Origin of the sequence: Neisseria sp. HMSC064E01 (assembly GCF_001808875.1) — a bacterium.
GTDB classification, from domain to species: domain Bacteria; phylum Pseudomonadota; class Gammaproteobacteria; order Burkholderiales; family Neisseriaceae; genus Neisseria; species Neisseria sicca_A.
Map to the genome: position 1 here is coordinate 43221 of NZ_KV794971.1, position 14050 is coordinate 57270.

Genomic DNA, 14050 nt, shown 5'->3' on the forward strand with positions numbered 1-14050 from the left:
CGTACTGGTTTAAAGTTAATCCACTATAATCCGCCATGGATTTTCCGTTACAATAAAGCAGATTTTGTTCACAGAAAGCCAATCATGCAGATTCAACCCTACCAAGCCGACATTGCCGAAAGAATGCTGATCGGAACGACCGGAGAAACCATTCATCCCGATGCCCAATTCGTCCACACCGAAAACGGCTATTGGATCGCGTGGCATGACCAAACCGCCGCCCTGCTCGCTCCTGATACGCCGCCCGATATTCCCTGCTTCTGGGTCGAAGGTGCGCAAAACCTCGAAGAGCTTGTCGCGCTGGTTGAAAACGGCGAATTTGACGAAATGGAAGAATTTGACGGCGACGACGAAAGCTGGCACGAAGCGGCTTCCGGATGCGGCGGCGGACACCACGACCACCAATGCGGATGCGAACATTGATGAACATAAAAGTCCTTCTTCTTCCTGCGTTCCTCAGCTTGGCACTCAGCGGCTGTATCGTCACCAGCGCCGTCAATCTGGCTGCAACCACCGTCATGACCGCAGGTAAAATCGCTGTCAAAGGCACAGGCGCGTTAATCAATGCCGCGATTCCCGACAAGGACAAAAAGAAGGACAAAGAAAAGAAATCCCGCGAACAACAGGCGGAGGATTATTTAGAAGAACCGCGTGAAGAATAAGCAGCCGCGCCCCATATCGACGGCTGAAAAACCATTCATTCAAACAAAAGGTCGTCTGAAACGGCAAACCGTTTTTCAGACGACCTTTTTTGCTTCTATTAAGACCTTACCAATTCATCAGGCTCAAAACCCGTTTTCCATCATGATTTCGCCGGGGATGCGGTTGCGGTGCATGGAGAAGCCCAAGTCCATCAGGGCTTGGAACGTGTCTTTGACCATGGCGGGATTGCCGCAGACCATAAAGCGCGTGTCGGCTTTGGTAAACTTGAATCCCGCGTATGTTTCGAGGCTGCCGTCTTTCAGCAGCTCGGGAATGCGCTTGCCGCTCAACGCGCTTTCGGTTTCCTCGCGTGTGGTGATGGGGACGAAGCGGAATTTGTGGAAATATTCGCCAATCAGCGGATGGTCTTTCAATGCTTCAACACGTCGTCTGAAAATCAGTTCGCCGGCGAAAGAAACCGAGTGCGCCAAAACCAAGCGGTCGAAACGCTGCCAGATTTCGGGCTGCTCGATGATGGAAAGGAAAGGCGCGATGCCCGAACCGGTGGAGAGCATGACCAAGTCCTTGCCGTCGGGGAAACGTTCGGGCAGGAGGAAGCCGGTAGCGGTTTTGTCGAGCAGTATGGTGTCGCCCTCTTTCATTGCGGCAAACCGCGCCGACATGGGACCGCCTTCAATTAACACCGCAAAATATTCAAGCGTATCGGCGTATTCGGCGGACACGACGGAATACGCGCGCCAGATAAAGCCTTCGCCGTCGCGAAACCCGAGCCGAGAGAACTGCCCCGCCGAGAAGCGGTAGGATTCAGGGCGGCTGATGGCAAAAGTCATCAGCTTGGGCGTATGGTGCTTGATCCACAAGACTTTTTCTTCGGTGAACTTGGCTTCGGGCGAGGCTGCCATAATGGGGATCCTTGTGTGTGCGGGATGGGAAACGGAAGGTATTATACCCGTTCGCTTGACGAAAGGTCGTCTGAAAACCCGATTGTCCGGTTTTCAGACGACCTTTTATATAGTGGATTAACTTTAAACCAGTACGGCGTTGCCTCGCCTTACCGTACTATTTGTACTGTCTGCGGCTTCGTCGCCTTGTCCTGATGTACTATCTGCGGCTTCGTCGCCTTGTCCTGATTTAAAGTTAATCCACTATAATTAACGGCAAACTCAAAATTTACGGCTCACGGCGCAGGCGCATGGTTTTGCCGTTTTGCTCCAAAATCAAATCATTGCCGTCGAAACGATAGTTCCACACGCTTTTCATGTTCAAGAAAGCCTCTTCCAGCTTCATGTCTTCACACAGCATCATCGACGTCGCAATCGGACCGAAATCGATTTTGCCCGAACCGACTTCTTTTGCTTGAAGCATTAAATGATTACAACCCATCTTGCCATGCGCCTTGGGCATTTTGCTCAAATCCAAAAAAGCCGTTCTGCCCGCCAAATCTTTTTCGGTGAATTTGTCGAAAGAAACCACAACCCATTTCGCCGCCAAAGCCGACGTTGACGCTTGACGGGGTTCGGATGGTTTTTCAGACGACGTTACAGGCTGGGACGGCTGCGGTTTTTCAGCAGGCAAAGTACAGGCGGTCAGAATGATTGCGGTCATAAGGGTGGGGATCAGGGTTTTCATGATTTTGCCTTTCAAACGTGAGGTCAGCTAAAAGGTCGTCTGAAAACGCTCTAGCAAACCCCGCTACGTACTTTTCAGACGACCTATTTGTCTTTACAGCGTCGAATCCAAAGCCTTGGAAATGTCGTTCCAAATATCGTCCGCGTCTTCAATGCCGATGGAGAAGCGCAGCAAGCCGACTTTGATGCCCATTTCCATTTTCACATCATGCGGCACGCCGCTGTGGGACTGGGAATAGCAATGGTTGACCAGACTTTCGACACCGCCGAGGCTGGATGCCATTTTGACCATATTCATATTTTTAATCACGCTGTTTGCTGCTTCGAGCGTGTCATTTTTGAGGTAAACCGTAACCACGCCGCCTATGCCTTTGGGCATTTGGGTTTTCGCCAGTTCGTAATGTTCGTGAGACGGCAGGCCGGGATAGAACACTTTTTCCACGGCGGGATGGGCTTCAAGGCGGCGGGCGATGTCGAGCGCGTTTTTGCAGTGCGCCTCCATGCGCAAGGCGAGCGTTTTGATACCGCGCAACACCAGCCAGCAGTCCATCGGGCCGGCAATCGCGCCGGTATGCACCATCATGTCGTGCAGCGGTTTCGCCAGTTCTTTGGTTTTGACGGCGACGATGCCCATCAATACGTCGGAGTGTCCGCAAAGGTATTTGGTGGCGGAGTGGAACACGATGTCGCAGCCCATCTCCAGCGGCTGTTGCAGATACGGCGTGGCGAAGGTGTTGTCGATGCCGACCAGCGCGCCGGCGGCATGGGCTTTGGCGGCAAGCGTTTTGATGTCCACCAATCTTAAAAGCGGATTGGACGGGGTTTCCAGCCAAACCAGTTTCACATTGTGCGCGGCAAGCAGCTTGTCCAAGCGGTCGGGGTTGCCCAAATCGGCAAAAACGACGTTCACGCCCCACGCTTTATATATGTCAACCAGCAAGTCATACGCGCCGCCGTAAATATCGGCGACGGCAACGATGGTATCGCCCGGACGCAAGAATGTACGCCACACGGCATCGATGCCTGCCATACCGCTGGAAAAGGCAAAACCCGCCGCCCCTCGTTCCAAATCGGCAACCGTGTCTTCCAAAATCTGACGGGTCGGATTGCTCAGACGCGAATAGCGGTAGGGAACCTGCTCGCCGATTTCGTGCAGCGCGAACATACTGTTCTGATAAATCGGCGGCATCAGCGCGCGGTTGTGTTCGTCGCAATCGTAGCTGGAATGGATGACTTTGGTGGCGAATTTCATCTCGGCTCAACCTTGTAAAGATATGAATAATTCAGGATTTTATCACTATCCGAAAAATAGAAACAATCAATGCGGACACGGTTTGCAAGTGATATAATCTCGCATTTGCAAAACGGACGGCATGAATCCGTTTCCAAACGACACACATCCCAGCAATCCGACAATTAAGGACAAACAACGCATGAACGCCATTGCAGACGTGCAATCCAGCCGCGATTTACGCAATCTGCCGATTAACCAGGTCGGTATCAAAGACCTCCGCTTCCCGATTACTTTAAATACTGCCGAAGGCAGCCAATCCACCGTCGCCCGCCTGACCATGACGGTTTTCCTGCCCGCCGACCAAAAAGGCACGCATATGTCGCGCTTCGTGGCATTGATGGAGCAACAATCCGAGGCTTTGGATTTCGACAGGCTGCACAAACTGACTGCCGAAATGGTTACGCTTTTAGACTCTCATTCCGGCAAAATCAGCGTTTCCTTCCCCTTCTTCCGCAAAAAATCCGCACCTGTTTCCGGCATCCAATCCCTGCTGGACTACGACGTTACCCTGACGGGCGAAATCAAAAACGGAACATACAACCATAATTTGAAAGTGATGGTTCCCGTAACCTCTTTGTGTCCGTGTTCCAAAGAAATTTCGCAATACGGCGCGCACAACCAACGTTCGCACGTTACCGTCAGCCTGACTGCCAACGCCGAAGTCGGTATCGAGGAAATCATCGACTGCGTCGAAGCGCAGGCAAGCTGCCAGCTTTACGGCCTGCTCAAACGCCCCGACGAAAAATACGTTACCGAAAAAGCCTATGAAAACCCGAAATTCGTGGAAGACATGGTGCGCGACGTAGCCACTGCGCTGATTGCGGACGGACGCATCGAAAGCTTCATCGTCGAAAGCGAAAACTTCGAGTCGATACACAACCACTCGGCTTACGCCTATATTGCGTATCCTTAAGCAAGCAAAAAAAAATCGAAAAGGTCGTCTGAAAACCTGTGAAATCAGGTTTTCAGACGACCTTTCCCGTTCCAATCGGCTATGAAAAAGAGACAATCCGACGGGCATCATCTATCAAGCAGTCCGATAATCCACCCTCGTCGCGATAAAAACCATCGCAGCTTTTAATATAAATTAAGACCTATAAACGACTGCTGCGTTTATAATGCGCCTGTTTAACCCTTCCACTGAGAAGACGCCATGAAAAAACTCCTTTACTTCTTTACCGCCTTTTTTGCCCTGTGTTCCAGCGCGTTTGCCGTGAACGCCGATGATTTGCTGCCGCCTGAAAAAGCGTTCGTGCCGCAAGTGAACGTTACCGACAAAGGCATCAACGTCGAATTCAAAATCGCCGACGGCTACTATATGTACCAATCGAAAATCGTCGCTGCCACCGCGCCTGAAGGCGTATTGGGCGAACCCGTTTTCAGCAAAGGTGAACTCAAAGAAGATGAGTTCTTCGGCAAACAAACCGTGTTCCACCGCGCCGCGCAGGTCAACTGGCCTTACAAAAAAGCCGCGCCGACCTACAAGCTGACGCTGACTTATCAAGGCTGTGCCGAAGCCGGCGTATGTTACCCGCCCGTGGACACATCTTTTGAGATTAAGGGCAACGGCCTGTACAAGACGCAAAGCAACGAACCCATATCCGCCAAAGACCGCTTCCTACAACCGGATTCCGCCAAACCATCCCCCGCCGCCGCGCCTAAAGCCTCGCAAAACGACGACGGCAGCCGCTTCAAATTATCTTGGGAAACATTAAACGCCAACCTGTTGGCGTTTTTTATCGCAGGACTAGGTTTGAGTTTTACCGCCTGTATGTACCCGCTTTTGCCGATTGTTTCCAGTATCGTCGTCGGCGATAAAAACGCCGGCAAAAAGCGCGCTTTCGCCCTATCTATGGTCTATGTACAAGGTCTAGCACTGACCTACACGCTGGTCGGCGTCATCGCAGGCTTGACGGGCGCGCTTCTGACCGTATGGCTGCAACAGGCATGGGTCGTCCTTGCCGCCGCAGGTCTGATGGTCGTCCTCGCGCTCTCCATGTTCGGACTCTTCAACATCCAACTGCCCAACGCCGTCCAATCTTATTTCCAAAACCAAAGCAGCAAACTCTCCGGCGGCAAAATCGCCTCCGTATTCGTCATGGGCATACTCTCCGCGCTGATCGTCGGCCCCTGCGTCGCCCCGCCGCTGGCATTTGCCTTGGGCTATATCGGACAAACCGGCGATGCCGTCTTAGGCGGACTCGCGCTGTATGCCTTAGCACTCGGCACCGGCGTTCCGCTAATCCTCATCGGCACATTCGGCGGCCACGTCCTGCCGAAAGCAGGTGACTGGATGAACGGCATCAAATACGCCTTCGGCTTCATCCTGCTTGCCGTTGCTGTTTACCTCGCCACGCCGCACCTGCCCTACTACCTCATTGTCGCGCTTTACACCCTGCTCATGATCGTCCCTGCCATCATGTTGCTGATTAAATCGGGCAAACAAAAAGGTCGTCTGAAAACCACAGCCTCCGTTTTAGGCTTCCTTCTGCTCATCGGCGGCGCATGGTTCGGATGGCAAAGCGCAAACAAACAAACCACCGCCCTGCACCACTTCCTTACACTCGCCCCCCCGTCCGAAGCAGGCAAAACCACCGACCACGGCAAAATATTCACCGACGTCGCCGAACTCAAAGCCGCTATGGATGCCGCATTGAAAGCCAACCCCGACAAACCCGTCGTTTTGGATTTTTACGCCGACTGGTGTATTTCCTGCAAAGAAATGGCAAGCTACACGCTCAACCAGCCGCAAGTGCATGAAGCCGTCGATATGGAACGCTTCTTCCAAATCGACGTAACCGCCAACACGCCCGACCATCAGGCAATGTTGAAAGAATACGGCCTTTACGGTCCGCCGGGCATATTCGTCATCCACGCAGACGGCCGCCGCAGCGACCCCTTGCTTGGTTTTGCCAAACCGGACGAATTTATCAACTGGTACAAACAAAACGAAAAATAAAGACGAAAGGTCGTCTGAAAACCTGAAACAGGGTTTTCAGACGACCTTTTTAAATGGTGGAATTTTAATCTAGCCTAAGTTTACTGTTATTAAAATAAAAATAAGGAACTAAAGAATTGAATATACTATTTGACCAAAATGGCATTTGGAAATTAGATGACTACATTATGCTCGATGTTGAAAATATTGACCGTGCCATAGAATATGTTTTATCAAAATTTCCTCAGGTAGATAAAATTGGTATTGCATCGAATACGAATGGAGTCTACGAAATAAATTTGGACTTCCTAAAGCAATTTCCAAATATTACTCATTTTAAGCTTTTCTGTTTTTTAGCAAAATCCACCGATATTCAACCGATATATTATTTAAAAGAATTACAGTGGTTACAATGGTGGAGTGATAATAAAGTTGATATCAGTAAATTTCCTAAATTAAACACGCTTGTATGCCATTACTCGGATAACATTATATTTAATAACAACAATCTGAGTTTTTTATATTTATCATACGCCAATAAATTATCCTTTTTAGACAAAATACCTAACCTAACAAGATTAGAATTAAGGAACTATTCAGGAATAGATTTATCAGGAATTAATCATTTGAGCAATTTAGATGAATTAACAATCAGATTAGCCAGAAAACTAATTGACATTAAAGATATTTTAGAGTGTAAAAACTTGTGCGAAATAGAATTCGAAGGGATTAACAAACAAGTTTACTTATCAATTTTATCTAAATGTGAGAATTTAAAAGGATTATACTTACACATGAGTATACCAAATTGCTTGTTTCTTAAAGAAATGAAAAACATAGAATCATTTGTTTGTAAAGAAATAGAAGATAATAATTTATCTCCAATTTTTGAATCTACAACTTTGTCTTATGTATATTTATATAAATATAAAAGAACTTACAATTATAATAAAAAGGATTTTGAAAAAAGATTTCCAATAAAATGATCAAGCTTAAGTGGAATCACACTTCTACAAAACCACAAGCTCGTCTGAAATGATTTTCAAACGAGCTTTTTAAATGGCGTGTTTTCATCCCCGCCACGGGTTACACCTACTTAATTTTCAAAATTGGAAGATTAAGATGTCTTAATTCATTTTGTTTCGGACATGAGGTCTTTAACGAGCCTTTCTTACCCTTTTCTACATCTAGGCGTATCGATATGAAGCATTGGTTTTTATCATGAATATATTCATCTACATCATAACCTAGACCCGTTTCTTCATCTATATCAATTTCCAAATCCCCTGATTTTAATTTTGCCACGCCTTGCACCAAAGAATTTTTCCCTGAATTCCGCGGGTTATATATATCAAACTGTATATTTCCATTTTTCAAATGCTTTGTCTGAAGCAATAGACCTGTTTTGTTTACTCGATATGTCCCTGCATAGGCTGACAAAGGTATAAAAAGTAAAAACACATATAAAAACTTTTTCATCATACTGCTCTTTCCTAAGTTAATTTTTAAAGATTAAGAATACTCTAGTGATCCAAGTTTGAACCGATACCACGTTGTCTCAACTTAGCCCAAAGATTGCGACTAAAGGTTTAAAATGACAATAGATTTATATGATAATCTGATTGATGCAATGTGCTGTAACAAATGGAATGAACGGCTAAAAGGTCGTCTGAAAGCGAATATTTCTTTTTCAGACGACCTTTTTGGATTTGAACTCAATAAATAATGTTTTTACCGTAGCTTTCCAAAATCGATTTGATTTTGAGGATGGTTTCTTTGGGAGGCGGATGTACGCCGGTGAGTTTGTAGGTGTCGCCGCACAATGCCCATTTGTGCGCACCCAGTTCGTGATAGGGAAGGAGTTCGACCATTTCGATATTGTCCATATCGGCGATAAATTCGCCGAGCAGGTGGGCGGAACGGTCGTCGTCGGTATAGCCCGGGACGACGACGTAGCGGACGCGGGCAGGCTGTTTGCGTTCGGCGAGGTAGTGGGCGAATTTGAGGGTTTTGGTGTTGGGGATGCCGACGAGGACTTTGTGGATTTCGGGGTCGATTTGTTTTAAATCGAGCATGACGAGGTTGGTGTGGTCGAGCAGGTCGTCAAGGATGGAGTCGTAATGCAGGGCGTAGCCGTTGCTGTCGAGGCAGGTGTGGATGTCGTGTTCGTGGCAGGCGGTGAACCAGTCGCGTACGAATTCGTATTGCAGGAGTGGTTCGCCCCCTGTGGCTGTAACGCCGCCGCCTGTAGCGCGCAGGTAGTGGCGGTAGGACATGACTTGCTTCATGACTTCGGGCACAGTCATTTCTTGGGCTTGTTCGGTGTGCAAGTCCCATGTGTCTCGGTTGTGGCAGTAGAGGCAGCGCATGAGACAGCCTTGCAGGAAGAGGACGTAACGCAATCCGGGACCGTCCACTGCGCCGCAGGATTCTACGGAATGGACGATGCCTTTGCCGTTGTAGTGGCGGTGTCCGAGGTCTTTGGCGGGGGCGGGTGTTTCGGGGTTGATGGCAATGGATGTCTGCATGGTGTCTGATGTACCGGATATTGGGGTCGTCTGAAAACTTGTTTTTGTGTTGCAGAGGCTTCTTCTTATTGGATTAATATGCGGGCATTGCGTTCCCTGTTCTGAGAAGTTTATGGACTGTTTTGGAATAGATAAACGCGTTTTAATGATAACTCTATTGTACCGCCTTCGGTCGTCTTGATTTGGAGTTAATCCACTGGATTTTGATATTATCAAACCATTGCTTCAGGCAAAATCAAGCCGGGTTCCGGATAATCCGTCCCCCGGCTTGGTTTACTGTAAACCCTTTGCTTTACATGGTTTGTGTAAAGGTACGGGTAATCACGTCAAGCTGTTGTTCGCGGGTCAGCGAGTTGAAGCGTACGGCGTAACCGGACACGCGGATGGTCAGTTGCGGATATTTGTCCGGATTGTTCATCGCGTCTTCCAGCGTTTCGCGGGTCAGTACGTTGACGTTCAAATGTTGACCGCCTTCCAATTCGCCTTCTTCGTGGTGGAAGTAGCCGTCCATCAAACCTGCGAGGTTGCGTTCGCGAGAGCTTTCGTCTTTACCCAATGCGCCCGGCACGATGGAGAAGGTGTAGGAAATACCGTCTTTGGCGAACTCAAACGGCAATTTGGCTACGGAGGTCAGCGAAGCAACGGCGCCGTTGACATCGCGGCCGTGCATCGGGTTGGCACCCGGACCGAACGGTGCGCCTGCGCGACGGCCGTCAGGCGTGTTGCCGGTTTTTTTGCCGTACACGACGTTGGAGGTAATGGTCAACACGGACTGGGTCGGCGTTGCGTTGCGGTAAGTTTTGTGGGTTGCCACTTTTTTCATGAAGCGTTCCACCAAGTCGCAGGCAATATCGTCCACGCGATCGTCGTTGTTACCGAACTGCGGGTATTCGCCTTCGATTTCAAAGTCGACAGCAATACCGTTTTCATCGCGAATCGGTTTGACTTTGGCGTATTTGATGGCAGACAGCGAGTCGGCGGCCACAGACAAACCGGCGATACCGCAAGCCATCGTGCGTTTCACGTCGCGGTCGTGCAGCGCCATCAGCGCGGCTTCGTAGCTGTATTTGTCGTGCATGTAATGGATGATGTTCAGCGCGGTAACGTATTGGGTTGCCAGCCAATCCATGAATTGATCCATGCGCTCAAAGACAGTGTCGTAGTCCAAGACTTCGTCCAAAATCGGTTCGGTTTTCGGGCCGACCTGGTCTTTGGATTTCTCGTCCACGCCGCCGTTGATTGCGTACAGCAGGGTTTTCGCCAAGTTGGCGCGTGCGCCAAAGAACTGCATTTGTTTGCCGACAACCATCGGGCTGACGCAGCAGGCAATGGCATAGTCGTCGCTCTCGAAGTCCGGACGCATCAAATCGTCGTTTTCATATTGGATGGATGAAGTATCGATGGATACTTTGGCGCAAAACTCTTTAAAGCCTTGCGGCAGTTGTTCGGACCACAACACGGTGATGTTCGGTTCGGGAGACGGACCCATGTTGTACAAGGTGTGCAGGACGCGGAAGTTAGTACGCGTTACCAGCGTGCGACCGTCCAAGCCCATACCGCCGATAGATTCGGTTGCCCAAATCGGGTCGCCGGAGAAAAGTTGGTCGTATTCGGGCGTACGCAGGAAACGAACCATACGCAGTTTCATCACCAAATGGTCGATAAACTCTTGCGCTTGGGTTTCGGTAATCACGCCGTTTTTCAGGTCGCGCTCGATGTAGATGTCCAAGAACGAAGACACGCGACCGAAGGACATGGCAGCGCCGTTTTGCGATTTAACGGCTGCAAGGTAAGCGAAGTAAGTCCATTGGATGGCTTCTTGCGCATTTTTCGCAGGGCCGGAAATGTCGTAGCCGTAAGAAGCAGCCATTTCCCTCATTTGACCCAAAGCTTTGTATTGGTCGTTGATTTCTTCGCGGCGGCGGATAACTTCTTCCAAATCCACACCATTTTCCAAATCGGCTTGCAGTGAATTGAATTGGTTGAATTTGTCTTTCATCAAGAAGTCGATACCGTACAATGCCACACGACGGTAGTCACCGATGATACGACCACGACCGTAAGCGTCCGGCAAGCCGGTGATCACACCGGATTTGCGGCAACGGCGGATGTCGGGCGTATAAACATCAAACACGCCTTGGTTGTGGGTTTTGCGGTATTTGGTGAAAATTTCGCTGACTTCAGGGTTCAACTCGACGTTGTACACTTTGCACGCGTCCTGCACCATTTTCAAACCGCCAAACGGCATAATGGAACGTTTCAGAGGCTCGTCTGTTTGCAGACCGACGATGGTTTCCAAATCTTTATCGATATAGCCCGGTGCATGGCTGGTAATGCCGGACACGACTTGAGCGTCGATTTTGTAAGGTTCGTGCGTGCGGTTTTCGACTTTGATGCCTTCCATCACGTCCGCCCACAGTTTGGTTGTCGCCTCGGTTGCAGGCGCGAGGAAAGACGCATCGCCTTCATAAGGCGTGTAGTTTTTCTGAATAAAATCGCGCACGTCGACATTGGTTTCCCAATTACCGCCGACAAAACCTTCCCAAGCAGCAGGGCGTTGTTGTACATCGGTTGACATATCAAGCTCCTAATTTGTCAGATAGAATTTATAGGTAGTAAAAAATTTACCTTTGCAGAATAGCACTTTAGCTCTATGAAGTGTAACGATTGACAGAGATGTGAACGTATACCCGATGCTTTTTTGACTTACATCAATGAGAACTGTTATTACTTAAGACTACATTTTATTTTTCAAGCTCTTAGCGTGTAAACGAGTGTAGAATACAAAATTAAGCCCTGAAAACTTGTCCGGTTTTCAGGGCTTTTCGTCGGGCATTTGATTTCATGCAATTACATTTTGCAAAGGTCACGAGTTGGACACAAATAAGGCACAAAGTAAAAAGACAACCTGAATTATAAGCTGTCTTTTGGCAATTTAGAGTCTTAGATTATTCAATAAATTCATAGACTTATTGGTGCCCGGAGCCGGAATCGAACCGGCACGGCCGGTTTAGGGCCGACGGATTTTAAGTCCGTTGTGTCTACCTATTTCACCACCCGGGCGTAGACTGTTTTATATTGAAATTTGGAGGCGGGGGCGCGGATTTGAACCGGCCTATATAAGGGTTGCACCCCTTATAGCATAAACACTCTGCCACCCCGCCATAAAATGAGTGGAGGCGAGAGTCGGAATCGAACCGGCGTAGACGGATTTGCAATCCGCTGCATAACCACTTTGCTATCTCGCCAAACAAACTACTAGGTAGTGTTCAAACTGGAGCGGGAAACGAGTCTCGAACTCGCGACCTCAACCTTGGCAAGGTTGCGCTCTACCAACTGAGCTATTCCCGCATGGGACACATCTGAAATTAAACTGTGGAGCGGGAAACGAGTCTCGAACTCGCGACCTCAACCTTGGCAAGGTTGCGCTCTACCAACTGAGCTATTCCCGCATCGGAGAAACTTTATAGCAACTTAAGACAGGATTCGTTTGGAGCGGGAAACGAGTCTCGAACTCGCGACCTCAACCTTGGCAAGGTTGCGCTCTACCAACTGAGCTATTCCCGCCGAATATCTGTTTTTGCAGCTGTTTCCGAAGAAGACGCAATTATTATGGATTTGAAACTTGTCGTCAAGAGGTTTGTTTTATTTTTTATTTGATTTCCTGCCACGCCATTTTCAGATAATAGAACATTGACCAGAGGGTTAATACAGATGCGATAAACATCAATATGTTACCTGTCTGGTAAAAAATATTGTCAAATTGATTGGAGGCTAAGAGCAATAAAAATATGGCAACCATTTGCGCGGCGGTTTTAAATTTGCCGATGGTGGCAACGGCAACGCTGCTGCGTCTGCCCATTTGCGCCATCCATTCCCTCAAGGCAGAAATGGTGATTTCCCTGCCGATGATGATGATGGCGAAAATAACATAAGTACGACCAAGGCTGACCAGCAGCAATAATGCGGTCGCTACCATTAATTTATCCGCAACGGGATCGAGGAAGGCGCCGAAATCGGAGGTTTGCTTCCAAAGCCTTGCTAAAAATCCGTCAAACCAATCGGTTACGGCTGCGAGTGCGAAAATGATAGCGGCAGTCCAATTGACGGTTTCCGGTGCAATCCACCCTTTTGGCAGGAAAAACAGCAAAGTAAAGACCGGAATCAGCAAAACACGCATCCAAGTCAGAAAAATCGGTATGTTCCAAGGCATGATTTACCTTTGATGTGGTTATGATAGTTAATTTGCCTATTATAACGGACTTGTCTGTCTGAAAGCATATGTTTTAACCATCTTTCAGACAGCAAAAGCCTTCAAGTCCGTTTGTTTTTTCGATAAAACCTGCATTGAGGCAGCCATTCTTTTTGGCACGGGTCGTCGATAAACGACTTTAAAATCTTTTGAAAGGTTTGATTTTGGGCGTTGTATATGTTGCCTTTTAGATAACACGACGCGTAATAATGCGCCAATAAATCCGCCTGCTGCTCCATATTCAGCATACTGAAATGACAAATATCGGACAGATTGGGATAGAGATAGGCACGACGGCGACGGTAGCCTCCGCTGACGAACAAAAACAATCCGCCCAACCAGGTTTTAAATCCTTGCTGATACTGCCAAACATGGGTCAATTCATGAATCATCCATATTTGATAGGAAGCAGAAGCAAGGGCGAAGTCGTCAGGGCAGTTATTACGCGGGAAATAGATGTTTCCATTGGGCGAAACAGCAACCTGCATGGTTGGCAGACAAGGAATGCCGCGATAGATTTTGACGCGGGCATAATCAATGCTGTCGGCAAAAATCAGCTTTGCCATTTTGATTTCATTGTCCGTCAGCCTGCGCCAGCGTTTGCTCATATCTTGTCCTTGTTCCTTTCATGACGACCAAGGTCGTCTGAAAACGATTGTTCTACCTTAACAGTCATTCAGCTACGTTTACAACCGATACTGCCATATCCCCTACCCGCTTTATAGTGGATTAAATTTAAATCAGGAC

At 48.4% G+C, this 14050-nt stretch carries 13 protein-coding genes and 6 tRNA genes; 5 read left to right on the plus strand and 14 right to left on the minus strand.

Annotated elements, in window-relative coordinates; genetic code table 11:
- Window positions 1–84: 84 nt before the first annotated feature.
- Together HMPREF2572_RS11600 and HMPREF2572_RS11605 are read left to right on the plus strand one after the other, a co-directional pair.
- Window positions 85–423 (plus strand): general secretion pathway protein GspG, encoded by a 339-nt coding sequence (locus HMPREF2572_RS11600; protein ID WP_070498785.1) that lies wholly within the window; start codon window positions 85–87, stop codon window positions 421–423.
- Window positions 423–662 carry an NF038104 family lipoprotein gene (locus HMPREF2572_RS11605; protein ID WP_070498786.1) on the plus strand — a complete coding sequence of 80 codons (240 nt, stop codon included), beginning with the start codon at window positions 423–425 and terminating at the stop codon, window positions 660–662. The genes HMPREF2572_RS11600 and HMPREF2572_RS11605 overlap by 1 nt, the downstream gene beginning before the upstream one ends.
- 123 nt (window positions 663–785) lie before the next feature.
- Here HMPREF2572_RS11605 and HMPREF2572_RS11610 read toward each other — a convergent pair whose 3' ends face one another.
- The 3 genes from HMPREF2572_RS11610 to HMPREF2572_RS11620 form a co-directional block, all read right to left on the minus strand.
- Window positions 786–1565 carry a ferredoxin--NADP reductase gene (locus HMPREF2572_RS11610; protein WP_070498787.1) on the minus strand — a complete coding sequence of 260 codons (780 nt, stop codon included), beginning with the start codon at window positions 1563–1565 and terminating at the stop codon, window positions 786–788.
- 268 nt (window positions 1566–1833) lie between these two features.
- Window positions 1834–2292 carry an META domain-containing protein gene (locus HMPREF2572_RS11615; RefSeq protein ID WP_070498788.1) on the minus strand — a complete coding sequence of 153 codons (459 nt, stop codon included), beginning with the start codon at window positions 2290–2292 and terminating at the stop codon, window positions 1834–1836.
- A 93-nt stretch (window positions 2293–2385) separates the two neighbouring features.
- On the minus strand, window positions 2386–3543 hold the full coding sequence (locus HMPREF2572_RS11620) for a trans-sulfuration enzyme family protein (protein WP_070498789.1): 1158 nt from the start codon (window positions 3541–3543) through the stop codon (window positions 2386–2388).
- A gap of 181 nt (window positions 3544–3724) precedes the next feature.
- On the opposite strand from HMPREF2572_RS11620, the gene folE2 reads away from it, so the two are divergent.
- From folE2 to HMPREF2572_RS11635, 3 genes are all read left to right on the plus strand, one after another.
- Entirely contained in the window at window positions 3725–4498 is a 774-nt protein-coding gene (gene folE2, locus HMPREF2572_RS11625; RefSeq protein WP_070498790.1) for a GTP cyclohydrolase FolE2, read from the plus strand.
- Between the two features lie 240 nt (window positions 4499–4738).
- Window positions 4739–6544 carry a protein-disulfide reductase DsbD gene (gene dsbD, locus HMPREF2572_RS11630; protein ID WP_070498791.1) on the plus strand — a complete coding sequence of 602 codons (1806 nt, stop codon included), beginning with the start codon at window positions 4739–4741 and terminating at the stop codon, window positions 6542–6544.
- Window positions 6545–6660: 116 nt separating this feature from the next.
- Entirely contained in the window at window positions 6661–7509 is an 849-nt protein-coding gene (locus tag HMPREF2572_RS11635; protein WP_070498792.1) for a hypothetical protein, read from the plus strand.
- Window positions 7510–7615: 106 nt separating this feature from the next.
- Here HMPREF2572_RS11635 and HMPREF2572_RS11640 read toward each other — a convergent pair whose 3' ends face one another.
- From HMPREF2572_RS11640 to HMPREF2572_RS11685, 11 genes are all read right to left on the minus strand, one after another.
- Window positions 7616–8005: a hypothetical protein gene (locus HMPREF2572_RS11640; RefSeq protein WP_070498793.1), complete on the minus strand. Its 390-nt coding sequence runs from the start codon at window positions 8003–8005 to the stop codon at window positions 7616–7618.
- 233 nt (window positions 8006–8238) lie between these two features.
- Window positions 8239–9051 carry a pyruvate formate lyase 1-activating protein gene (pflA, locus tag HMPREF2572_RS11645; RefSeq protein WP_070498794.1) on the minus strand — a complete coding sequence of 271 codons (813 nt, stop codon included), beginning with the start codon at window positions 9049–9051 and terminating at the stop codon, window positions 8239–8241.
- 292 nt (window positions 9052–9343) lie between these two features.
- Complete coding sequence (gene pflB, locus HMPREF2572_RS11650) at window positions 9344–11629, minus strand: formate C-acetyltransferase (RefSeq protein ID WP_070498795.1); 2286 nt, start codon at window positions 11627–11629, stop codon at window positions 9344–9346.
- Between the two features lie 395 nt (window positions 11630–12024).
- A tRNA-Leu gene (locus tag HMPREF2572_RS11655) sits at window positions 12025–12114 on the minus strand.
- Window positions 12115–12137: 23 nt separating this feature from the next.
- Window positions 12138–12215: transfer RNA gene (locus HMPREF2572_RS14675), tRNA-Cys, on the minus strand.
- Window positions 12216–12225: 10 nt separating this feature from the next.
- Window positions 12226–12299 (minus strand) — tRNA-Cys (locus HMPREF2572_RS11660).
- Between the two features lie 27 nt (window positions 12300–12326).
- Window positions 12327–12402 (minus strand) — tRNA-Gly (locus HMPREF2572_RS11665).
- A 25-nt stretch (window positions 12403–12427) separates the two neighbouring features.
- Window positions 12428–12503 (minus strand) — tRNA-Gly (locus HMPREF2572_RS11670).
- 39 nt (window positions 12504–12542) lie between these two features.
- Window positions 12543–12618 (minus strand) — tRNA-Gly (locus HMPREF2572_RS11675).
- Between the two features lie 85 nt (window positions 12619–12703).
- On the minus strand, window positions 12704–13264 hold the full coding sequence (gene pgsA, locus HMPREF2572_RS11680; RefSeq protein WP_016688352.1) for a CDP-diacylglycerol--glycerol-3-phosphate 3-phosphatidyltransferase: 561 nt from the start codon (window positions 13262–13264) through the stop codon (window positions 12704–12706).
- 101 nt (window positions 13265–13365) lie between these two features.
- Entirely contained in the window at window positions 13366–13911 is a 546-nt protein-coding gene (locus HMPREF2572_RS11685; RefSeq protein ID WP_070498796.1) for a type IV secretion protein Rhs, read from the minus strand.
- Window positions 13912–14050 lie beyond the last annotated feature (139 nt).

Bases quoted from the DNA above. Each gene is read 5' to 3' on its own strand.
- HMPREF2572_RS11600 (WP_070498785.1), top strand. From the start codon at position 85: ATGCAGATTCAACCCTACCAAGCCGACATTGCCGAAAGAATGCTGATC.
- HMPREF2572_RS11605 (WP_070498786.1), top strand. From the start codon at position 423: ATGAACATAAAAGTCCTTCTTCTTCCTGCGTTCCTCAGCTTGGCACTC.
- HMPREF2572_RS11610 (WP_070498787.1), bottom strand. From the start codon at position 1,565: ATGGCAGCCTCGCCCGAAGCCAAGTTCACCGAAGAAAAAGTCTTGTGG.
- HMPREF2572_RS11615 (WP_070498788.1), bottom strand. From the start codon at position 2,292: ATGAAAACCCTGATCCCCACCCTTATGACCGCAATCATTCTGACCGCC.
- HMPREF2572_RS11620 (WP_070498789.1), bottom strand. From the start codon at position 3,543: ATGAAATTCGCCACCAAAGTCATCCATTCCAGCTACGATTGCGACGAA.
- folE2 (WP_070498790.1), top strand. From the start codon at position 3,725: ATGAACGCCATTGCAGACGTGCAATCCAGCCGCGATTTACGCAATCTG.
- dsbD (WP_070498791.1), top strand. From the start codon at position 4,739: ATGAAAAAACTCCTTTACTTCTTTACCGCCTTTTTTGCCCTGTGTTCC.
- HMPREF2572_RS11640 (WP_070498793.1), bottom strand. From the start codon at position 8,005: ATGATGAAAAAGTTTTTATATGTGTTTTTACTTTTTATACCTTTGTCA.
- pflA (WP_070498794.1), bottom strand. From the start codon at position 9,051: ATGCAGACATCCATTGCCATCAACCCCGAAACACCCGCCCCCGCCAAA.
- pflB (WP_070498795.1), bottom strand. From the start codon at position 11,629: ATGTCAACCGATGTACAACAACGCCCTGCTGCTTGGGAAGGTTTTGTC.
- pgsA (WP_016688352.1), bottom strand. From the start codon at position 13,264: ATGCCTTGGAACATACCGATTTTTCTGACTTGGATGCGTGTTTTGCTG.
- HMPREF2572_RS11685 (WP_070498796.1), bottom strand. From the start codon at position 13,911: ATGAGCAAACGCTGGCGCAGGCTGACGGACAATGAAATCAAAATGGCA.